The sequence below is a fragment of the Bacillus sp. JJ1521 genome (assembly GCF_036965165.1).
GTDB lineage: Bacteria > Bacillota > Bacilli > Bacillales > Bacillaceae_L > Ferdinandcohnia.
Genome location: NZ_JBALOX010000021.1, coordinates 32,085 through 54,590 on the forward strand (window position 1 = coordinate 32,085; position 22,506 = coordinate 54,590).

Below are 22,506 nucleotides of genomic sequence, written 5' to 3' on the forward strand. Positions count from 1 at the left end.
AGTGAAAGGTGGATATAAAAATGACTCAAACAAGTAAATTTCCTGAAGGTTTTCTATGGGGAGGAGCGATTGCTGCAAACCAAGCAGAGGGAGCCTATCTAGAAGACGGAAAAGGATTAACAACGGTTGACTTATTACCTCACGGAGAAAAAAGACGACCAACAATGGTAGGAAATCTATCTTCGTTTACTCCACTTGAAGGCGAATTTTATCCGTCACATGAGGCAATTGATTTTTATCACCACTATAAGGAAGATATTGCTCTATTTGCCGAAATGGGTTTTAAAGCACTGCGCGTATCCATTTCTTGGGCAAGAATTTTCCCTAATGGAGATGAAGAAACACCAAACGAAGCTGGACTCAAGTTTTACGATGATTTATTCGATGAGTTGTTAAAATATGAGATTGAGCCGGTCGTTACGCTTGCCCATTTTGATGTGCCAGTTCATTTAGTTGAGAAATATGGAAGCTGGAAAAACCGAAAACTTGTAGACTTTTTTGAAAAATATTCGATTACTGTTTTTAAAAGATACAAAGACAAAGTGAAATATTGGATGACATTTAATGAAATTAATATGCTTCTACATCTACCTTTTGTTGGGGCTGGACTGGTGTTTAAAGAAGGAGATAATCAGGAGCAAATTAAATATCAAGCTGCACATCATCAGTTAGTAGCAAGTGCATTGGCTGTAAAAGCGTGTCATGAAATTATTCCTGGTTCAATGATTGGTTGTATGCTTGCAGCAGCAATGGTTTATCCTTATTCATGTAATCCAGATGATGTGAAAGCGGCAATGGATAAGGATCGTGAAAATTTCTTCTTTATTGATGTTCAATCTCGCGGTGAATATCCGGGATACGCAAAGCGCTTTTTCAAAGATCATGATCTAAACATCGAGATGGAATCTGGGGATGAGGAGCTGTTGAAAAAGTACACAGTTGACTACATTGGGTTCAGTTATTACTCAAGTAGAGCAACGAGTGTAGACCCGGAAGTATTAAAAAATATGACAAGCGGAAATGTTTTTGGTTCTGTTTCCAACCCATATGTTTCAAAATCAGATTGGGGCTGGACAATTGATCCGAAAGGCTTCCGTATAACTGCAAATCAGCTGTATGATCGCTATCAGAAGCCTTTGTTTGTAGTAGAAAATGGCCTTGGAGCTGTTGATGAGGTTACTGCAAATGGGGAAATCAATGATGATTACCGAATTGATTATCTAAGCAAGCACATCGCTCAAATGGGGGAAGCAATTGAGGATGGTGTTGAGATTCTTGGCTATACGAGCTGGGGACCAATTGACATCGTAAGTGCTTCATCTGGCGAAATGAAAAAGCGTTATGGCTATATCTACGTTGATCGCAATAATGCTGGAAATGGTACCCTAAAAAGAATCAAAAAGAAAAGCTTTGACTGGTACAAGCAGGTAATCGAATCGAATGGGGCAGAGTTATAATATTTCGATTAATTAGGTAAGACCTAAATAAGTAGAGTATCTTGTAATAGGCAAGCTACCTATTTGTTTAGGTCTTTTACTCATAATAGAGGAAAGCAATATTCTTCATTTCAATAATGTAAAATGATAAAGTGATTATAATAAGAATTGTTCACGACTTGAAGCGATAAAATAAAAGAAATAACGAAAGGGGTATACCAAATGAGCAAATTTATAGGATATGTTGGTACCTATACAAAAGGTGATAGCAAAGGGATTTATACTTTTACATTAGATACAGATGAGCAAAAAATACAGGATGTAATGCTTGCAGCAGAATTAGAAAATCCTACATACGTTACAGTTAGTCAGGACAATCATTTTCTTTACTCTGTCGTTAAAGAAGGAGAATCCGGTGGTGTTGCAGCTTACTTTATTGACAGTCAAACAGGTGAGTTAAAGCCAGTAAATAACAACGTTTCAAAAGGAGCATCACCTTGTCATGTCAGCGTGAACAAAGTGAATTCTCAAATTGTTACGGCAAACTATCATAAAGGTACAATTGAGCTGTATTCAGCTAACAGTGAAAGTGGAAGCATTGAATCTTCTTTATCTGTGGCTGCCCATGAAGGTACAGGGCCGCATGAGAGACAGGAAAAACCTCATACCCACTTTACAGGATTTACTCCGGATGAAAAATATGTGGTTGCAGTTGATTTAGGAATTGATAAGCTGATTACCTATGAGGTGAAGGATGGTGCTTTAAAAGAGGTAAATAGTCTATCTGTTCGACCAGGAAGTGGACCAAGACATATTGCCTTCCATCCAAATGGTAAACATGCATACCTGATGACAGAGATCAGCAATGAGGTTATTGCACTAACCTATGATAGCGGCAATGGTAGCTTTACGGAAATTCAAACTATATCAACGATTCCTGCTGATTTTACTGAAAACAGTCAGGGTAGTGCCATTCATATTTCGAAAGACGGGAAATTTGTATATGCTGGAAACCGCGGGCATAATAGCATCGCTGTCTATCAAGTGAATGAAGCAACAGGCGAGTTAACTTTGGTAGAAATGGTTTCATCCGCAGGAGATTGGCCACGTGATTTTGTTTTTGATCCAACAGAAAAATTTATCGTCGGTTCCAATCAAGAATCAAGCAACCTCGTTTTATATGCAAGAGATGAACAAACAGGAAAATTATCTTTACTTGATTCAGATATAACCGTACCATTTCCGGTATGCGTGAAATTTTTACATGCTTAATTTTACTTGATAAGGCGACAGTTACATGTCGTCTTTTTTAATTTGACAATAAATACTACAAGCTAGACAAAATAATGCAAAAAAATGACAACTTTTTGGAAAGAGGGTCTATATTATGTAAGCGTTTTAGTGTAAAATGAATATACTAGATTGATAATTTTAAAATCAACAAGAATTAGCGGGATTCATTCAAAGGGAGATTTTGCAATGAAGTATAGTCAAGTTAGCCGAAATGATAGGGGAACGAGAAGGGAATTTGTCTACTCATATTTATATGAAAAAATCATAGATTTATCATTAAAGCCAGGCATGCCTATTTCGGAAAGTGAAATTGGAGCCCAGCTTAATGTTAGCCGAACACCGATTAGAGAAGCCCTGATGCAGCTTGCAAAGGAAGATTTAATTGAAATAAAACCACAAATAGGGACATTTGTGTCCTTAATTGATCAGTCTCATATTGAGGAATCGAGATTTATGAGGAAAGCAGTCGAGCTTGCAGTTATCCGTGAGGCGACGGAAAAGCTTTCTTCTGATACATTATATAAATTAGAAAAAAGTTTAACGATGCAAGAAATTGCTTTGAGAGAAGAAAATCATAAGGACTTTTTAGCGTATGATGATGAATTTCATGAGATTATTTATAAAGGGTTAGGGATGGACCGCATTTGGCAAGGGATTGATCAAATGAATGGACAGTATAAACGTGTGAGGATGCTACGTTTAATCACTACGAAATCCCAAGAATGGGTGTCTGTTTTGGATGAACATAGAGCGATATTTAATGCCTTAAAAAATAAAGATGTTGTAACAGCAGAGGAAGTTGTTAATGAGCATATATCAAAAGGCATCGCTCATTTATATGAATTTAAGAAAGAACAACCGAATTATTTTAAAAAAGAAAGTATTTATATTTAATCAGTCGTGCATCAAATACGTAACGAAACCCACTCTCCTTTAAGGGGGAGTGGGTTTGCTTTAGTATATGTCCTTTCGAAGTTCTTCCATTTTCTTTGTGATGAGCGGGTAGAAGTACTTCTCGGCGCTTGTTGTGGAGTTTCCTCCGAAAAATCCTGTTCCCGGACAGGTCTTCACATTATAATCAGGTCCTTTATCAAGCACTCTTTCTCCATTTCGTAGATCCCACCAATGATGATATGTAATGCTGTCAATCGAGGGGGTTAAACCAAACTTAAGGCTAAGGACAGCGTTGATATAAATGATTGTGTCGTGTTGCTCTTTTGTCATAACATCATGTCCGATATCGAAATTTCCTACGTGTTCAATGGCAATTCCAACAGAGTTGGCCTTCCTGCCAATGGTGCCTTCAGGGGCAATGTAAAGCGGTCTTGAGACAGCAACCTTCCCATCCGGAAAAGTCGTAATGTTTTGGGCGATATGCTTCCAACCCATCGTATTTTTATGGTAATTTTCCATTCCAGTTAATAAATTGAAATGGTTGGCGTGATTAAATCGACTATAGTCTGGCACCCAAGTATGATGCTGTTGGATGAGGCTTACTTTCCGTTTAATCTTCTGATTCATGAGCCAATTCTTAAACTCCTCTTTCGTCATTAATATATGTTCCCCTTGCATGTTCATCTTTTTCGGGACAATTTTAAGGACTTGCCCGGGGACAACCTGCTCGGATGAAAGCCCATTGGACGTTTTGATTTGATTAGGGGATGAATGAAACTGAGCTGCAATCCCCTTTAATGTGTCACCAGATGCTACCTCATAGGAAAAAGGAACCCAAAGCTTTTGCCCAACAATGACTAAATCCGATTGAAGCCCATTGGTGATTTTTAAATCATCAATCGAGATGTCAAATCTTTTAGCAATCCCAGGTAATGTATCACCTGCTTGAATGACATAGATATTTTCATGGCTATTTGCGTTTGTTTTAATAGGTGAAAATAATATAAAGACTCCGATTAACAACGTAAACCAAATTTTCATGACTTGATTCCTTTCCTGAAATGTTAGTATTAGTTTGTAAAACAAACGTAATATTATGCGATTTAGGTACTTGTGAGTAGGTTCCTTTCATTTTTTAAAGGAAATGTATGACAAAAAGCGAAGTAGTACTACGAAGTATATAGTATTAATCCGACTTCTTTTAGGAAGTTGGCAATGGGCGGTAAGGAGGAAAAGTCATGTTTGAGTTTGAACCATACATAGATCAATTTGCAAGAATAAAAGTAATAGGTGTTGGTGGCGGTGGAAATAATGCTGTTAATCGAATGATTGAAGCAGGGGTAGATGGTGTTGAGTTCATTGCAGTAAATACGGATGGACAAGCCCTTAATCAATCTAAAGCAGAGATCACCATTCAAATTGGTGCATCTTTAACACGCGGTCTTGGGGCAGGTGCAAATCCGCAAATTGGGATGAAAGCCGTTGAAGAGAGTGAAAAAGAGATTGAGGAAGCATTAAGGGGAGCGGATATGGTCTTTGTTACTGCTGGAATGGGTGGTGGCACTGGAACCGGGGCAGCCCCGGAAATTGCAAGAATCGCAAAGAAGCTGGGTTCTTTGACAATCGGTGTTGTAACACGCCCGTTCCGATTTGAAGGTCGTAAACGAGCTGTCAATGCAGATGCCGGTATTGACGCGATGAAGGAAGCAGTTGATACATTAATCATTATTCCAAATGAAAAATTATTGGAGATTGTCGATAAGCGTACACCGATGATTGAAGCGTTCCGAGAAGCCGATAATGTTCTTCTCCGCGGGGTTCAAGGGATTTCCGATTTAATTGCGGTGCCTGGTTTAATCAATCTTGATTTTGCTGATGTAAAAACAGTTATGTCCCACAGGGGAACCGCATTAATGGGAATAGGAATGGCAAAAGGGGATGGGCGTGCAGTTGAAGCGGCTCATAAAGCAATTAATAGTCCATTGCTTGAAACATCGATAAGCGGGGCACGTGGTGTGATTTTAAATATCACAGGTGGACGAAATTTAAGCCTGTTCGAAATTCAGGAAGCAGCCGATGTGATATCGTCAGCAACACATGAAGATTTAAACATGATCTTTGGATCAGTCATTAATGATAATTTAAAGGACGAAATTATTGTGACCGTAATCGCTACCGGCTTTTCGGAAAATTAAAGGAAAGAAATTAATACAAAGCAAGTGCGAATTCTGATGCGAATCGCCTTGCTTTTTTGTGCTTTTATAGTTGCGGTTACTCCAAAAGAGAACGGCTTCCGTTGGTCGATAAAAAGGTGATGATTAAGAGGTTCCCCACTTATCAGGCTAGGGAATCAGATTAAACATCCGATTTAATAAATAGACGGACAAACTCAGCTTAATAAGTAATTTTTGATAAAAAAGGCTTCATTAGACGGAGAAATTCCGCCTATTGAATCAAAAAATGCGAAAATAAAGGTTTTACTTTGCATAACCGGAAAACCTCCCTTTATATACCCCAAAACGGACTCCATTCTGAATCTAGTCGGAAAATTTCCGTTTATCTTACTTTTGCTAGTTATAAAAATCTAATGTCTAAAATGTTATCTATATTGACGTTAAATAGACTCTAATCATTGATAAATCAATAAAAACCAAAGGCTCTAATTTAGTTGAAAAATTAGAGCCTAATTTGATATTTATTTGGTGTTCTGCACCTTGAAACAGAGCCCCTTACTTTAAGAGGGTTTATGGTAAGAGATAACCTGCTGCTTGGAAAATGCTGTACCAATCTTCACGGGATAATTGAACTTCACTTGCTTTTACAGAGTCCTTTAAGCGTTCTACATTCATTGTTCCGATAACTGGTTGCATGTTGGCCGGATGACGCAATAGCCATGCAATCGCGATCGTCGTATTGGATACGCCATATTTTTCTGCAATTTCGTCAATCTTTTGATTTAATTCAGGGCATTTCTCATTGCCAAGAAAAGGACCTTCAAAATAACCATATTGGAATGGGGACCAAGGTTGAATCGTAATGTCATTTAAACGGCAAAAATCGAGCACGTCTCCATCACGGTTAATGGACTGGTCAATTTGCATATTACCCGTAACGCCACTTGCAATCATATGGGCATTTGGGATGCTTAATTGCAGTTGATTCGCAACAATAGGCTGCCTCACATATTTTTTAAGTAATTGAATTTGCATCGGTTTTTGATTGGATACACCAAAGTTACGAACTTTCCCGGAAGACTCTAGTACATCGAATGCTTCTGCTACCTCTTCAGGTTCAACAAGGGCATCTGGACGATGTAAAAGTAAGACATCAAGATAATCCGTTTTGAGTCGTTTTAAGATCCCATCTACAGAATTGAGGATATGCTCCTTTGAAAAATCAAACATTCCTTTTCGAATGCCACATTTGGATTGAAGAATGATTTTTTCCCTTACATCATCATTCATATGTATTGCATCTGCAAAGATTTCCTCACATTCACCTTTACCGTAAATATCGGCGTGATCAAAGAAGTTGGCACCGATTTCTAATGCTGTTTGCACAAATTTTTCCGCTTCAGGCTTTTCCAAAGAATTAATCCTCATACAGCCTACTCCAACAACTGGTACTTCTAATGTACTCGTTCCAAGTTTTATTTTTCGCACGGTTGATTTACCTCCAATTTTAGAACTGTTATTACTGTTTCCTCTCTCTAGTCTACCTATTTCAATCATGAATGGAAAGCCACGTCACAAAAAAAGTGTTCCCCCTAACTTAGGGGGAACACTTTAGTTATGCAACGTTTGCTGCTGTTTTTGTAGCTTTTTTCTCGTTAATTCGTTTTGTAAGGTAAGGTACTGCGAATCTGTCTACACCGTAGTAGTAAGTTGCAGCGCCTGCGAATAAGAGAATAATGGCTACTGTGTAAAGCGTTGGGTTAGTGCTTGTTGTACCAGCAAGCATGAAGTTAAGGTTCATGAATGCACCTGCAAGTAATGCTGGAATTGTTGCGAAACCTACTATTAAGCCAAGTCCTACAAGTAATTCTCCCCAAGGGATGAGTACGTTGAATAACTCAATATTTGGTAGGGCAAAGCCTTCAAGGAATGCTGCAAACCAGCCTTGTACTGCTGGGTGATCTCCACCTGCATTTGCGATGGCACCTTGGATAAATCCACCTGCATCAAATCCGCCTGCTGTTACTTTATGAAAACCAGCTTCTAGCCATTGAATACCTAACCATACACGTAATACTGTCCAAACTACTGCCATAATAGGTCCTTTTAAGAATATTTTCATTCTAATCTCCCCTTATAATTGATTTGTGAAACTCTTCACAAGTTGTTGTAAAAAAATATGAGTGCTTTTTAGCTGCCAGCTTTGTTGTAGTTAGTTTGTGAAGTTTTTCACTAACTTTCTACACTCTTAATATACAGCGGATTTCAAATAAATGCAATAGGCTTCACAAATATGACACATATGATTTTATAGTCTTTTTTTTGCTCTAAATACATACATAGGAATAGGGAGGATACTCTATCTTCCGGATGAACCTAAACTCTTTTAATATGGTCTGCTGAATTTGGGTTTGTCCGATATTAGGGGCGGATTGTCCGATAAAATTTAAGTTCCGTCCGATATCTCCCCCCGAATGTCCGATAAACTCAAATTTATGTCCGATATCCCAAAACTGCATTAGATACTCGGCCTTCCGCATTGACTGGAAGGCTTTTAATAAGAAATGAGTACGAAGCGAAAATTCCAATAAGGGAAAATATTTCAAAAAGTGTTTGACTTTGGACTTTTCACATACTATAATCCTTTTATACAGCAAAACAGGAACGTATTAATTTAATATAGACTCTTATCCAGAGCGGTGGAGGGACATGGCCCTACGAAACCCGGCAACCTTCAAGATTATTCTTGAAAAGGTGCTAATTCCTGCAGGTATTTTTACCTGAAAGATAAGAGGAGGATAAAGCCCTCTTCTTATTGAAGAGGGCTTTTTCTATTGCTTGGATGATGAAGGTTTGAAGTTGTATAAGTACTATTCCTAGTTTTCCTATAAAAATATTGGAGGTATATATATGAGTAATCAATTTGAAAGCTATGATTTAGAAACAATATTATTACACGGGGGACAATCACCAGATCCAACAACCGGGTCACGTGCAGTGCCTATTTATCAAACAAGTTCGTATGTTTTCCATAATTCTGAGCATGCAAGGAGTTTATTTGCCCTTGATGAACCTGGGAATATTTATTCAAGAATTGGAAATCCAACTGTAGATGTATTGGAAAAACGAATTGCCCTTTTAGAGGACGGGGTTGCGGCTGTTGCGACATCATCAGGGATGGCTGCCATTGCCTTAGCGATCATGAACATTGCAGAAGCGGGTGATGAAATTGTTGCTGCTACAAATCTATACGGTGGTACATATAATCTGTTCTCAACCACATTACCGAAATACGGAATTAAGGTCCACTTTGTAGATTCGAAAGATCCAGAGAATTTTAGAAAAGCAATCACTCCAAATACGAAGGCAGTTTTTGCTGAAATTATCGGAAATCCAAGCTTACAGGTTTTAGACGTAGAAGCAGTTGCAGCAATTGCACATGAAGCAGAAATTCCACTTATTATTGATAATACATTTGCTTCTCCATATATTTGTAAACCAATTACATGGGGTGCTGATATTGTCGTACACTCTGCAACGAAATGGATTGGTGGTCATGGAACCACAATTGGTGGTCTTGTTGTAGATGGGGGTCGCTTCAATTGGAATAACCCTAAATTCCCGGGATTTACTGAGCCTGACCGAAGCTATAACGGCGTAAGATATGCCTATGATTTTGGAACACTTGCATATAGCCAAAAACTTCGCGTACAGCTTCTGCGTGATTTTGGTTCATGCTTGAGTCCACAAAATGCATTTTATTTATTGCAAGGACTTGAAACCCTCCATCTACGTGTGGAAAAACATAACAAAAACGCTTTAGAACTAGCAAACTATTTAAAAAATCACCCAGCAGTTGAGTGGGTATCCTATCCGGGGCTAGAGGACCATCCATCCTATGAGCTTTCACAAAAGTACTTAAACAATGGCTTTGGGTCCATCGTAAATTTCGGAATTAAAGGTGGTCGTGATGCAGGGAAAAACGTCATCGACAATATCGCACTTTGGTCACATGTAGCGAATGTTGGCGACGCGAAGTCGTTAATTATTCATCCAGCATCGACAACCCATCAGCAGTTAAGTGCGGAAGAACTTCTTCTAACTGGGGTTACAGAAGACTTGATTCGTCTCTCCGTCGGAATTGAATCCGTTCGCGACCTACAAAATGATCTTGATCGTGCGTTTTATGAAGCAACAGGTCTTTCTTTTAAAGGTGCAGAAAAGGGAGAAGTTGTAGTGAACGATGAAGGAGTCATTCGTTGGGCGCTACAATCACCAATTGTTCGGGAAGAGATTGATGGAGTTGAGACACAAAGACCAAAAACACTAGCGATTGTTGGATTAAGTAGTAATCCGGCTCGACCGAGTAACCGATTGGCAAGAAAAATGCAGCGTTTGGGATATAGAATTGTTCCAGTAAACCCTAGAGAAACAGAAGTTTTTGGAGAAAAAGCATATTCAAGTTTGAAGGAAGTACCGTTTCCAATTGATATTGTTCAAGTCTTTAGAAGTCCCGAGGCTGCAATTGAGGTTGCGAAGGAAGCGGCAGAGGTGAAGCCTAGAATTTTCTGGCTTCAAGAAGGGGTTATTTCACCTGAAGCGGCACAAATAGCTGGTGAGGCAGGACTAGAAGTCGTACACAATCGTTGTACGTATAAAGAAGCGCAACGATTAAGAGGCAGCATCGTTACATTCGCTTGCGAGATCTGAGTCGAGTTGAGAAAGGGAGAGATGAGAAATGAAGAAAATAAGTACTATTTTTATAGCTGTATTGTTGTTAGTCGGATTAGTAGGTTGCTCAAGTAGCACAGGGAAAGCAAGCCAGGGAAATGATAAGCCAAAGAAAATTGTCCTTGATTATGCCTTCTACTCTCCAACAAGCCTTGTGCTGAAAGAGTTTGGCTGGGCTGAGGAAGCTTTCGAAGAAGAAGGAATTAAGGTTGAATTTGTTCTAAGCCAAGGAAGTAATAAGGCACTAGAATTCTTGAACAGTGGAAGTGCGGATTTCAGTTCATCTGCAGGAGCAGCAGCCTTAATGGCAAAAGCAAAGGGAGCGCCGATTGAGTCGGTTTATATTTACTCGAAACCTGAATGGACAGCACTTGTTACAAATAAAGATTCAAAGATTCAAAGTGTAAGTGATTTAAAAGGGAAAAAGGTAGCGGCAACGATTGGAACAGATCCATATATCTTCCTGTTACGTGCGTTGAATGAGGAAGGATTAAGTTCATCAGATGTTGAGATTGTCAATTTGCAGCACGGTGATGGTGCATCAGCATTGTCTTCTGGTCAGGTAGATGCATGGTCAGGGCTTGACCCACATATGGCAAGAGTAGAACTTGAAACAGATGCAAATCTTTTCTACCGAAATGCTGATTTTAATACGTATGGGGTTTTAAATGTCCGTTCTGAATTTGCTGAAAAATATCCCGAGTATGTTGAGAAGGTTATTGAAGTATATGAAAAAGCCCGTAAATGGACATTAGAAAATCCAGATGAGGCAACAGAAATTTTAGCAAAATCGGCTAATATCGATATCGAAGTTGCGAAAAAGCAATTTAATGAACGAAATGATTTCTCAAACCCTGTACCGGGTGATACTCAAATTGAATCGATAACAGAAGCTGGTAAGGTATTACAGGCTGAAGCAATCATTGGCAAGGAAGTCGACCTTGAAAAAATTGTTCAAGAGTTAATTAATCCTACATTTGCTGAAAAAGTAATCAAACAATAGAGGGAAGTGCCGTGTTGGCACTTCCTCGTAATAGGAGGAGGTAAAATGAGTACAAAAGGCGAAGCGTTGTCAAGACAAATAAAGGTGAAATCATCGAAAGCCTCGTTTGTTTTATCAGGAAATGTAAAGGTAGTCCTACTTGGAAGTATCATACCTGCTGTTTTACTCGTAGTTTGGCAGTATTTAAGCTATATCGGTGTGCTTGAGGCGCATCTAATGCCAGCGCCGACAGTTATCCTAGCAAAAATAATCGAATTTGCAGGAGATGGAAGCCTTTGGGGGCATGTTGGAATCACGTTATATCGAATCTTTTTTGGATTTTTGATCGGAGTAGTAGCGGCTGTGATTTTTGGTTCCTTGGTCGGTTATTTTAAAATTGCGGAAGCATTATTGGATCCAATGCTTCAGGCTTTCCGTTCGATTCCCTCCCTTGCCTGGGTGCCACTTTTTATCCTGTGGATGGGAATTGCAGAGCCATCAAAAATTACGTTAATCGCTGTCGGTGTGTTTTTTCCAGTTTATTTAAATATTGTGTCTGGTATTCAAGGTGTTGACCGAAAGCTGATAGAAGTAGGAAAAGTCTATAATTTTACAACGTTCCAGCTTATTAAAAGGGTTATTTTACCGGCTTCCCTTCCTTCATTTTTAGTCGGGATACGCAGTGGATTAGGCTTAGGATGGATGTTTGTTGTTGCGGCGGAATTAATGGGGGCAAGTCAGGGAATTGGCTACTTGTTAGTCGTTGGTCAAAATTCATACTCTCCAGAGACTGTGATTGCAAGCATTGTCTTATTTGCAATCCTTGGAAAAATAACGGACTCCTTTTTAAAGAAATTGGAAGAAAAAACACTTCACTGGCAGGACAGCTTTGGGAAGAAAGCCTAAAATGCGTGTTCAAAAGGAGGATGAAAAGGACCAAGAAGTTCGAGGCAGCGAAGTTTTGAGTAGCGGAACGTAGGCTGTTAATACGTGAGCAACGGAAAAACGAGCCAACGAAGAAATTCGATGTGTCATTTTCACCGGACTTTTTGAACATCCTCTTGAAAGGATGAAATACAATGCTAGCAGTTTCAAATGTTTCGAGAACCTTTTCCAATGGGACAGCAGGGTTTAAAAATATAAGCTTTGAAACAGAAAATGCCGAAATTATTGGTGTATTAGGCACAAGTGGTTGTGGAAAAAGCACCTTATTGCGGGTCTTATCCGGACTAGACCCGGATTTTTCAGGGGAAGTCAAAATCAGCGGGGACGTGATCAAGTCTGTTCATGAAAAGGTCGGGGTCATTTTTCAAGAATCTCGCCTTATGCCATGGCTTACGGTGATTGAGAACATTTCCTTTGGTCTGTCAAATGACAAGGAGAAAAGGGAAAAGGCAGAGGAATATGTGAAGCTTGTTGGGCTTCAGGGTTTCGAGAATCATTATCCTAAGGATATTTCGGGCGGGATGGCACAGAGGGTGTCCATCGCAAGAGCTCTCATTACAGCACCGGAAGTTTTATTGCTTGATGAACCGTTTAGCGCACTAGACGCATTTACGAAAATGCAGCTTCAAGACCTCCTTCTAACCATTTGGAAAACGTATCAATCAACGATGATTCTAGTCACTCACGACATTGATGAGGCCCTCTATTTATGTGACCGAATTGTTATTTTAAAGGGTCAGCCAGGTGAAATCTATCAAACTATTACTATTGATGATACGAAGCCAAGATCCCGTGGAGATGTAAGGTTGGCCCAACTAAAAGCAGAAATATTAGAACTTTTAAATGTAGAAGATAAGGGGAGATAACGATTGTCAGACTTACACTTAGAACCAATACAACCTATTGATGGGGCGTATAATCTCCCAAACTATAAAGAGGTTTATCAACAATTTTCCTGGAACGATGTTGAAAAAGAATTCAGCTGGCATCAAACAGGGAAAGTAAACATGGCCTATGAATGCATTGATCGTCATGTTGTAGAAGGGTATGGAGATAAAATCGCACTCCATTATGTAAATGGGGATGAAGAACAGGTTTTCACATTTAAAGAGATACAGGAAAAAACTGACCATTTAGCAGCCGTTTTGAAAAAATATGGGGTAAAAAAAGGGGACATTGTGTTTATTTTTTTACCAAAAGGACCTGAGTGCTATCTTGCGATGATTGCAGCCATAAAGCTTGGCGCTGTTGCTGGTCCACTATTTGAGGCGTTTATGGAGGAAGCCGTAAAGGATCGAATTTCCGATTGTGAGGGACGATTCCTCATATCAGATTCGGAACTAGTTAAAAGAGTTCCAAGACATGAACTGCCATCATTAGAGACAGTCTTCATTACCGAAGAGCCTGATAAGTGTAGGGAAAATGAAATTTCACTTATAAAGGCTTTAGAAGAAGTTGAACCTGAGGAAAATAGTATTGAATGGCTGGATTTGGATGATCGCCTTAATATCCATTATACGAGTGGCTCCACTGGCAAACCAAAAGGAATTGTGCATGCCCATCGCGCGATGATTCATCAGTACCAGACAGGGAAATGGGTCTTAGATATAAAAGGGGATGATGTGTATTGGTGCACAGCTCATCCAGGCTGGGTAACGGGAACTGTCTATGGCATTTTTGCCCCTTGGTTAAATCGGGCAACCATTGTTGTCAATGGTGGAAGATTTAATGCTGATTCCTGGTATTCAACGATTGAAAAAACAGGGGTGACGGTTTGGTATAGTGCCCCGACAGCGTTCCGTATGCTGAAGGCAGAAGGGAATGAAGTGCTGGAAAAATACGACCTTAGCTCTCTAAGACATATTTTAAGTGTCGGAGAACCATTAAATCCCGAGGTCATAGTCTGGGGAACCGAGACATTAGGGAAAAGAATCCACGATACGTGGTGGATGACAGAAACAGGAGCGCAATTAATCGTCAATCTACCATCAGAGGTTATTAAACCAGGCTCCATGGGGAGACCTTTTCCTGGAATCGAAGTAGCTGTTCTTGACGATAACGGAGTTCCGCTTCCAAATGGACAGATTGGGCATCTTGGAATCAAGGCTTCTTGGCCAGCAATCATGCGAGAAGTATGGAAAAATAAGGAGAAGTATCAATCGTATTTTATAAATGGCTGGTATATATCAGGTGATTTAGCGGTTCTCGATGACGATGGTTATGTGTTTTTCCAAGGTCGTAGCGATGATATGATTAATTCATCCGGTGAACGAATTGGTCCTTTTGAGGTCGAAAGCAAGCTAATTGAACACGAAGCAGTTGCAGAGGCTGGTGTTATCGGTAAGCCAGACCCTGTCAGAGGGGAAATTGTAAAGGCATTTATCGTTTTAAAAAAGGGATATAACTCATCTCCGGATTTACTAGAGGAAATTCGCGTATTTGTGAAACAAAAGCTTGCTGCCCATGCAGCACCTAGGGAAATCGAAGTATTGGATGAACTTCCAAAAACTAAGATTAGCGGAAAAATATTACGAAGAGAACTAAAGGCACGGGAACTTCAAAAAGTTCATCAGTATAGATAAGAGAGAAGACATAATCTTAATTCACCATATAAGCAGGGGGGTATCCCCTTGCTTTTTTGTGTTCTTAGGACATATAAATGTTATAATTTATGAAAAAGGGCGGTGGGTAGAATGTGTTTAATTTTGTTCGCCTATCATGCACATCCGGTCTATAAATTAATTGTTGCGGCAAACCGCGATGAGTTTCTTAAGCGAAGGACGGCACCGATTCACTTCTGGGAGGATGAGCCTAATCTTTTGGCGGGAAGAGACCTTGAAAAAATGGGAACATGGATGGGGGTCACCAAAGACGGACGTTTTGCGGCCATAACGAACTATCGAGACCCAGATGAGATATCGGAGGGCAAGCAATCTCGTGGAAAACTTGTATCAGATGCTCTCACTTTTAATGGTAAGATTGCCGATTATATGAAGCAGTTAGAGCTTACAAACTCCCAGTACCCTGGATACAATCTCTTAGTGGGGGACTTAGATAATCTCTATTATTATTCAAATGTAGGAAAAAACCCCGAAAAGGTGAAGCCGGGCATCCATGGGCTCAGCAACCATTTGCTCGATACAAACTGGCCGAAGGTCGAAAAAGGAAAAGAGGGGCTAGCCCAAATCATAAAGGGTGAAAATTTAGTAGAGAACCTAATGGAACTCCTTCAGAACACAGACCAGCCAAATGACAATCTTTTACCTAAAACGGGAGTGTCTCTCGAATGGGAACGGATTCTTTCTTCATTATTTATTCAAACAAATGGGTATGGGACGAGAAGCTCGACTGTATTATTAATGTCGGATACAGAGGTTCAGTATGTGGAGCAAACTTTTTCTAACTCAAAAACAAGCAATCAAAAATACCACTTTCAAATAGGGAAATAAAAAAAGTTTTGGATAGCCAAAACTTTTTTTATTTTGTATTATTTTTTAAGGATAGATTGTGCTTTTTCTTCATTCGTTAGGTCTTCTGAAACTAATGCTTGTTCTTTCCATTTCATATACTCTTGTAAAAACTCACGAGCCACTTCTCTATCATCAAAATGGTTTGTGACATCTCCGATAATTTGATAGGTTTCATGGCCTTTACCTGCAATAATCACACAGTCATCTTTTGTTTTTAAACTAGCCCCGCGAAATATTGCTTCCTCAATTGCTTGTTTTCTATCGACTAGTTTCGTATAGTCTTTTCCAAGTGTTCCTTCTATTCCTTTTTCCATATCGTTTAAAATTTCATGTGGGTCTTCGTTCCGAGGATTATCACTTGTTAAAATGACATAATCACTATACTTTTCTGCAATATTTGCCATAATTGGACGTTTTCCTGCATCTCTGTTTCCTCCACAACCAACTACACAAGTAATTTTCCCTTTTGACAGCTGGCGTGCTGTTTTTAATACATTTTCTAAACTATCTGGAGTATGTGCATAATCAACAATAACAGCGAAATCTTGCCCAGCATCCACGGTTTCAAATCGACCTGATACCCCATTAATTTGTTCAATTGTTTTTACAATTGCATGTAATTCAATGTTTTCAATTAAACAAGCAGAAATGGCAGCAAGTAAATTATACACATTAAATTTTCCGATGAGTTTGGTGGTTACATCCGCTTTTCCCTTGAATGTATGTAACGTAAAATGTGTGCCTCTTGGCGTCAATTTAATATCGGTTGCATATACATCTGCTTCTTTATCAATTCCATACCTAATGACTTGTGCAGGTGTAATGGAAGAATATTTTTCGCATAGAGGATCATCATGATTGAGAACTGCGAAATTTTCGTTTGTTAAACCAGAAAATAATAATCCTTTCGCATGAGCATATTCCTCCATACTATGATGATAATCAAGATGGTCCTGTGTCAAATTGGTAAAAATAGCCGTTTTAAATTTTGTCCCCCATACACGACCAAGTGATAACGCATGGGAAGAGACTTCCATAACAACATGAGACATATCCTTGTTTTTCATGTGATCAAAAAGTTCTTGCAACTCCAATGTATCAGGAGTTGTATTTTTCGATTCGATAACCACATCACTATACTGAATATTAATCGTACCGATTAAGCCGCTTGGTTTTTGATTTTCGTTTAAAATTTGTTGAATAATGTTTGATGTAGTCGTTTTCCCATTTGTACCAGTAATGCCGATTACCTGAAGTGTGGAGGTTGGTGATTGGTAAAACGTATCAGCAACAATCGCCATTGAACGTCTTGTATCAGGGACTTGAATAGTAGTGATATGTTCAGGAACGTCTACTTCTTTTTCCACTAGGAAAGCGACAGCACCCTTGTCGATTGCTTGTTCAATAAAATCATGACCGTCAACAGTATAACCTTTTAAGCAAATAAAAAGATGACCGGCTTTAACCTTTCTTGAATCATACTGTACACCAGTAATCTCAATATCTTGTTCGTTCTTTATCGTTTTAATTAACAGCCTATCCGTTAATTCTTTTAATTTCACAAAGTTCACCCCTTAAAGGTTGTTTGTCTATTTTATCTTAGCCATAATAAACATAACTAACCACTACACCTCTCGTAATTCCAGTTGTAATGGTTAGTTTTGAATGATAGGCTACACCTGTTTTTTGAACAGGTTTTAGACAGTTAAATTACCTTTTTCCATCAATGTTGATTGAAGTTCTTCCACACTGGTTTCTCGTACATGCAAAGCATACCACAATAAGAAAATAACAACGGTCCAGACTTTTCTGGAGTTATCAATTTTTCCTTCCCTATGTTCGTATAACAATTCAAGCACATATTGTGTGTTTATATACGGGTTTGCATTTTCTTCCTCAAGAAGTGCTTTTATCCAACTGAACCATTCATCCTTCATCCAATGACGAATAGGGACAGGAAATCCTAATTTTCTTCGATTCATTGCACCTTCTGGAATAATTTCTTTTGCTGCTTGACGTAAAATGTACTTTGTTGTACTTTCCGTCAATTTATATTCCGTTGGGATTTGGGATGCCAATGCAAACACTTCTTTATCCAAAAATGGGACACGAAGTTCTAGAGAATTGGCCATTGTCATTCGATCAGCTTTAACCAAGATATCTCCTCTTAACCATGTATGCATATCAATATATTGCATCTTAGTAGGATCATCATAGTCTTTAATTTCATCATAGAACGGCTTTGTGTATGTTTCATATGAAAGGGTTTCGTCATAACCTTTTAATACCTTTTGTTTTTCAACTTCCCCGTAAATTTTTGCATTTCCTACATATCGTTCTTCAATTGATTGACTCGCTCTTTCAATGTAGTTTTTACCCTTTACACCTTTTGGAATTACTTTTCCTATTCTTTTTAACCCATTTTGAATGGTTTTGGGTAGATTGTAAAATTTTCGAAGATCAAGGGGTTCACGGTAAATGTTATACCCTCCAAAAAGTTCGTCAGAACCTTCTCCACTTAAGACGACTGTCACGTGTTTTTTAGCTTCTTTTGAAACAAAATACAAAGGAATTGCTGCAGGGTCTGCTACTGGTTCATCCAAATGCCACACAATTTTAGGAAGTTCCTCTAAAAACTCCTGTGCTGTAATCACTTTATGAATATTTTCAACACCAATGTATTCAGCTGTTTCTTTTGCTAAATCAATTTCACTAAATCCTTCTCGTTCAAATCCGACTGTAAAAGTTTTGATATTTGGATTAACTTCTTTCGCTAAAGCTACAATGATACTTGAATCAATCCCGCCTGATAAAAAGCTTCCAACCGGAACATCGCTTCTCATATGCATTTGAACAGATTTTCGCAATGTGTCTAATATTTCATTTTTCAATTCCTCAAAATCTTTTTTCTCCTGTTCAAATGTTGGTTTGAAATATTGTTCAAATTCCATATTTCCACTTCTTTTTAGTTTGAAGAAATGTCCAGGTAACACTTTATTTACTCCATCGTGCATTGTATATGGTTCAGGAGGATATTGGTAAGTCATATAATGATGTAAAGCAACTTTATCCAATTCTAACATTTGGGTATTTTTTAATACATAATCAATACTCTTTTTCTCACTTGCGAAAAAGGTACCTAATGATGTGTGTGCATAATACAAAGGTTTGATTCCAAAATGGTCTCTTGCTCCAAAAAGAACTTCCTCAAGATTGTCCCAAATCAAAAAGGAATACATTCCTCGTAAATGGTTAACAACATCTTCTTTGTATTCATGATAGGCAGCTAAAATCACTTCGGTATCTGAACTTGTATTAAATTCATGACCTTTACTAATGAGCTCCTCTTTTATCTCCAAATAGTTGTAAATTTCACCATTAAAAATAATCCAATAACGATTATCCAAATAGGATAGTGGTTGATGTCCGCCCTCTAAATCAATAATGCTTAATCTTCTAAATCCAAAAAACACTTGCTCATTTTCATAAAAACCGTTATCATCTGGTCCACGGTGATGAATAATATTTGTTGCTTCTTTGAAAGTTGAATAATCATTTATCTCGACTTCCTGCTTAGGAAGAAATCCAAAAAAACCGCACATATATTTAATCCTCCATTTATTTAATACTTTATAATTTACGTTTAACCCCTTTTTTCTCTCTACAAAATAGACTCCATAACTCATCGATAAGTTACAGACATTGAAAATAAAAAGACCTTTTTTCAAAGCAGAAAAAAGGTATAGAAAAAACATGAATACCGAACTTTTGGGTGTTTTTAGGTACCAATCCAAATAAACCAAAAAGGACGTACGGACAAAAGTTGAAAAATCAAAAACGTATTTCAATTTTTCGACTGATATTATCATACAAAAAGTGATAAAAAAATACAAATTTCTTTCGTTATGTCATCATGACAAAACCCAGTATTTTCGCACGAATTGAAATGAAAATGTAATAATACTTTGACGTTTTAAGACAAATTTTTATGTTATAATACAAAACATGTGAATATATAGCAAAATATGATAATTTTGGTCAGATATAAATCCTGTTTTTTCCTTGTGAATGATAGATTACTAGGTTAGTAGAAGGGGGAATTCGGTAAGTTGAATAGAAAGCTTATTATTGTTTGGATGGGTATATCAATAGGACTTGGAAGTTTATTTACATCTATGCCGAATACTGCATTGGCGGTTCAAAAAAATGAAAAGCTAGAAAATGAGAAGAAAGAGGTTCAGGAGAAGAAATCAGAGCTAGAGTCTGAAATCTCTCAAAAAGAAGATGCGATTGGTGAAATCAAACAACAAAAAGTCGGTGTTGAACAGGAAATTAAGCGACTTGATTTTGCAGTAGATGAAACACGCGGGAAAATTGATGGCACAAAAGCACAAATCCAAGAAACAAAAGAAGATATAGAGCGCCTTGAAGCTGAAATGAAGGTGCTTGAGGAACGAATTCAGAAGCGGGACGAGCTTATTAAAGATCGGATGCGCAGCCTCCAGCAAAGCGGTGGAGTGGTTAGCTATGTGGACGTGTTACTCGGTGCTAAAAGCTTTAATGATTTCATCAACCGAGTTAGTGCAGTATCTACATTCGTACAAGCTGACCGTGAAATTATGAAAGAACATGAAGCAGATGTTAAACAACTAGAAGAAAACAAAGTTGAGGTTAAAACCTTACTTGTACAGCAGGAAGATCAGTTGAAGGAACTTGACCGGTTAGAAGTCCAACTCAAGTCTCAAATTCAAGAACAAAATAAAGTAATGGCCCAATTAGAGGTCCAAGAGCAAGAGATGCATGATGAGCTTCATGCATTAGAGGATGTCGGTGAATTATTAGCTGCACAGGAAAAAGCGATTCAAATGGAAATCAATGCGTGGAACCAAAAGCAAAAAGAGCTTGAAGAGCAGCGAAAAAAGGCTGAAGAGGAACGTAAAAGGATTGAAGAGGAACGTAAAAAGGCTGAAGCGGAAGGAAGAACACCGCCTCCCCTACCAGAAGCGCCACCCGTCGTGAATAGCGGTGGGTTTATAAACCCAACAACAGGCCGTTTAACATCCGGTTTCGGAGAGCGTTGGGGAAGAATGCATTACGGAATTGATATTGGAAAAGGTGGCCGTACAGGAAATGTTCCGATTTATGCGTCCGCGAGCGGTACGGTTACGCGCTCTAACTTTAGCAGTAGTTATGGAAATGTCATCATTATTACCCACTATATCAATGGACGTCAGATGACAACTCTTTATGCTCATTTACAAGAACGATTTGTTGGCCAATATGATAGGGTAGAACAAGGAGCTTTAATTGGTTACATGGGGAATACAGGAGATTCAAAAGGAGCTCATCTCCATTTTGAAATTTACGACGGACCATATCAAGCATCACATTCAAACGCAGTAAACCCACTTAATTACGTATCATATTGATGATTGAAACGCCCGACCAAAATAAGGTCGGGCGTTTTATTTTTTAACTTTATTCAGCCAGGGTTTAAAGCCCGGCTGAATAAAGTTAAAGCCTCCGGCGGTGCCACAGATTTTCAAAGGTAATTTTTCGAGCTAGTCGAAAAAATCTGGGCGCAAATACGCCAATGCGTATTTGATAACAAAAAACCCACATTCAATGTGGGTTTACAATGTTTTTGCTTTCTTTTTTAAGCCTTCAAGATCGAGGATATGAATATCCCTTTGACCGCTTACCTCAATTAGGTTGTCTGAAATGAATTTAACAAACTTCCGGCTGATGGTTTCTGGTGTTGTGCCGATAAGAGACGCCAAAACCTTTTTAGTAATAGGAAGTGTAAACCGACCATCCTTGGAGCGAACTCGGTTATTAAACAAAAGGAGAACACTTGCTAACCGTTGCTCGACCTCCATTAAGCTCAGTAAACTCATCCACTCATCAGCCTGATAAATTCTCTCGTTCAATTCCCGCATGAAGCGAAGCGCCAATTTGTGGTTTCGCTCTAATGTATTAAAGAAATCCTGTTTCTGGATGGTATAGATAACAGTATCGTTAATCGCAACCGCATTTGCATAATGATTTTCCGTTTGAAGCATGGCTGATTGACCAAAAAAGTCATCAGGGAATAGGAGGCGAACAATTTGTTCCTTTCCGTCTACTGCCACTTTTGTGATTTTAATAATGCCCTCACCGATAATATATAGCGTATCAGAGGGGTCACCTTCACTAAAAATCACATCTCCTTTGCGGAAATTACGAATTTGAATGACCTTTTGTAAAAGATTCATTTCCTTCTCATTTAAACCTTGAAAAATAGGTACCAGACGAATATAGCTTGGATCATGTGGACTGCTAATCATACAGAACACTTTTTCTCCTTTCAAAATGCCCATAAAATGCGGACTCTTGTTGTACTTTAGTTTACCTACATTGCTGAAGTCTAAACGGACTATCGGTATCAAAAGTGTAAGTGGATCAACGGTTCCTTTACTTCAAGTGGAATGTTGTACTACAATAGAGACTTCACTTTATGTTGTTTTAAAATCATATTATTTTCTTTAGTTCAAATACGCCTATGCGTATTTGTGCCTGATTGTTAGGCCCACAGGAAGTGG

General features: G+C 38.5%; 16 protein-coding genes, 1 pseudogene and 1 riboswitch. Of the genes and pseudogenes, 11 read left to right on the top strand and 6 right to left on the bottom strand.

The window, feature by feature from the left end; all coding sequences use genetic code 11:
- Positions 1-20 precede the first annotated feature (20 nt).
- The 3 genes from ascB to V7147_RS04290 all read left to right on the top strand — a co-directional run bounded on the left by ascB (position 21) and on the right by V7147_RS04290 (position 3,623).
- Positions 21-1,457 (top strand): 6-phospho-beta-glucosidase, encoded by a 1,437-nt coding sequence (ascB, locus tag V7147_RS04280; RefSeq protein ID WP_335366625.1) that lies wholly within the window; start codon positions 21-23, stop codon positions 1,455-1,457.
- 201 nt (positions 1,458-1,658) lie between these two features.
- The gene (locus V7147_RS04285) at positions 1,659-2,708 is read left to right on the top strand and encodes a lactonase family protein (protein ID WP_335366626.1); all 1,050 of its coding nucleotides are present in this window, start codon (positions 1,659-1,661) and stop codon (positions 2,706-2,708) included.
- Positions 2,709-2,915: 207 nt separating this feature from the next.
- Complete coding sequence (locus V7147_RS04290; protein WP_335366627.1) at positions 2,916-3,623, top strand: GntR family transcriptional regulator; 708 nt, start codon at positions 2,916-2,918, stop codon at positions 3,621-3,623.
- Positions 3,624-3,683: 60 nt separating this feature from the next.
- Here the strand turns inward: V7147_RS04290 and V7147_RS04295 are convergent, their stop codons facing one another.
- Positions 3,684-4,664: a LysM peptidoglycan-binding domain-containing protein gene (locus V7147_RS04295; RefSeq protein ID WP_335366628.1), complete on the bottom strand. Its 981-nt coding sequence runs from the start codon at positions 4,662-4,664 to the stop codon at positions 3,684-3,686.
- A gap of 197 nt (positions 4,665-4,861) precedes the next feature.
- Between V7147_RS04295 and ftsZ the strand changes: the two are divergent.
- Positions 4,862-5,812 (top strand): annotated as a pseudogene (ftsZ, locus tag V7147_RS04300) (cell division protein FtsZ); the annotation flags it as partial.
- Positions 5,813-6,367: 555 nt separating this feature from the next.
- On the opposite strand, the gene V7147_RS04305 reads toward ftsZ, so the two are convergent.
- Together V7147_RS04305 and V7147_RS04310 are read right to left on the bottom strand one after the other, a co-directional pair.
- The gene (locus V7147_RS04305) at positions 6,368-7,285 is read right to left on the bottom strand and encodes an aldo/keto reductase (protein ID WP_335366629.1); all 918 of its coding nucleotides are present in this window, start codon (positions 7,283-7,285) and stop codon (positions 6,368-6,370) included.
- Between the two features lie 127 nt (positions 7,286-7,412).
- Complete coding sequence (locus tag V7147_RS04310; protein WP_335366630.1) at positions 7,413-7,919, bottom strand: DoxX family membrane protein; 507 nt, start codon at positions 7,917-7,919, stop codon at positions 7,413-7,415.
- 562 nt (positions 7,920-8,481) lie between these two features.
- A riboswitch (SAM riboswitch) is annotated at positions 8,482-8,591 on the top strand.
- A gap of 116 nt (positions 8,592-8,707) precedes the next feature.
- On the opposite strand from V7147_RS04310, the gene V7147_RS04315 reads away from it, so the two are divergent.
- The 6 genes from V7147_RS04315 (at position 8,708) to V7147_RS04340 (ending at position 15,904) form a co-directional block, all read left to right on the top strand.
- Positions 8,708-10,507, top strand: coding sequence for a PLP-dependent aspartate aminotransferase family protein (locus V7147_RS04315; protein WP_335366631.1), 1,800 nt, complete (start codon positions 8,708-8,710; stop codon positions 10,505-10,507).
- A gap of 28 nt (positions 10,508-10,535) precedes the next feature.
- Entirely contained in the window at positions 10,536-11,531 is a 996-nt protein-coding gene (locus V7147_RS04320) for an aliphatic sulfonate ABC transporter substrate-binding protein (protein WP_335366632.1), read from the top strand.
- A 45-nt stretch (positions 11,532-11,576) separates the two neighbouring features.
- Positions 11,577-12,416: an ABC transporter permease gene (locus V7147_RS04325; protein ID WP_335366633.1), complete on the top strand. Its 840-nt coding sequence runs from the start codon at positions 11,577-11,579 to the stop codon at positions 12,414-12,416.
- 173 nt (positions 12,417-12,589) lie between these two features.
- The gene (locus V7147_RS04330; protein WP_335366634.1) at positions 12,590-13,321 is read left to right on the top strand and encodes an ABC transporter ATP-binding protein; all 732 of its coding nucleotides are present in this window, start codon (positions 12,590-12,592) and stop codon (positions 13,319-13,321) included.
- 3 nt (positions 13,322-13,324) lie between these two features.
- Positions 13,325-15,037 (top strand): acetate--CoA ligase, encoded by a 1,713-nt coding sequence (gene acsA / locus V7147_RS04335; RefSeq protein WP_335366635.1) that lies wholly within the window; start codon positions 13,325-13,327, stop codon positions 15,035-15,037.
- A 111-nt stretch (positions 15,038-15,148) separates the two neighbouring features.
- Positions 15,149-15,904: an NRDE family protein gene (locus V7147_RS04340; RefSeq protein WP_335366636.1), complete on the top strand. Its 756-nt coding sequence runs from the start codon at positions 15,149-15,151 to the stop codon at positions 15,902-15,904.
- Between the two features lie 38 nt (positions 15,905-15,942).
- Here the strand turns inward: V7147_RS04340 and V7147_RS04345 are convergent, their stop codons facing one another.
- Both V7147_RS04345 and asnB read right to left on the bottom strand, forming a co-directional pair.
- Positions 15,943-17,487, bottom strand: coding sequence for a UDP-N-acetylmuramoyl-L-alanyl-D-glutamate--2,6-diaminopimelate ligase (locus tag V7147_RS04345; protein ID WP_335366637.1), 1,545 nt, complete (start codon positions 17,485-17,487; stop codon positions 15,943-15,945).
- A gap of 135 nt (positions 17,488-17,622) precedes the next feature.
- Positions 17,623-19,527 carry an asparagine synthase (glutamine-hydrolyzing) gene (gene asnB / locus V7147_RS04350; protein ID WP_335366638.1) on the bottom strand — a complete coding sequence of 635 codons (1,905 nt, stop codon included), beginning with the start codon at positions 19,525-19,527 and terminating at the stop codon, positions 17,623-17,625.
- A gap of 507 nt (positions 19,528-20,034) precedes the next feature.
- Here asnB and V7147_RS04355 point away from each other — a divergent pair.
- Positions 20,035-21,354: a murein hydrolase activator EnvC family protein gene (locus tag V7147_RS04355; protein WP_335366639.1), complete on the top strand. Its 1,320-nt coding sequence runs from the start codon at positions 20,035-20,037 to the stop codon at positions 21,352-21,354.
- Positions 21,355-21,558: 204 nt separating this feature from the next.
- Here the strand turns inward: V7147_RS04355 and V7147_RS04360 are convergent, their stop codons facing one another.
- Positions 21,559-22,284 (bottom strand): Crp/Fnr family transcriptional regulator, encoded by a 726-nt coding sequence (locus tag V7147_RS04360; protein ID WP_335366640.1) that lies wholly within the window; start codon positions 22,282-22,284, stop codon positions 21,559-21,561.
- Between the last annotated feature and the right edge of the window lie 222 nt (positions 22,285-22,506).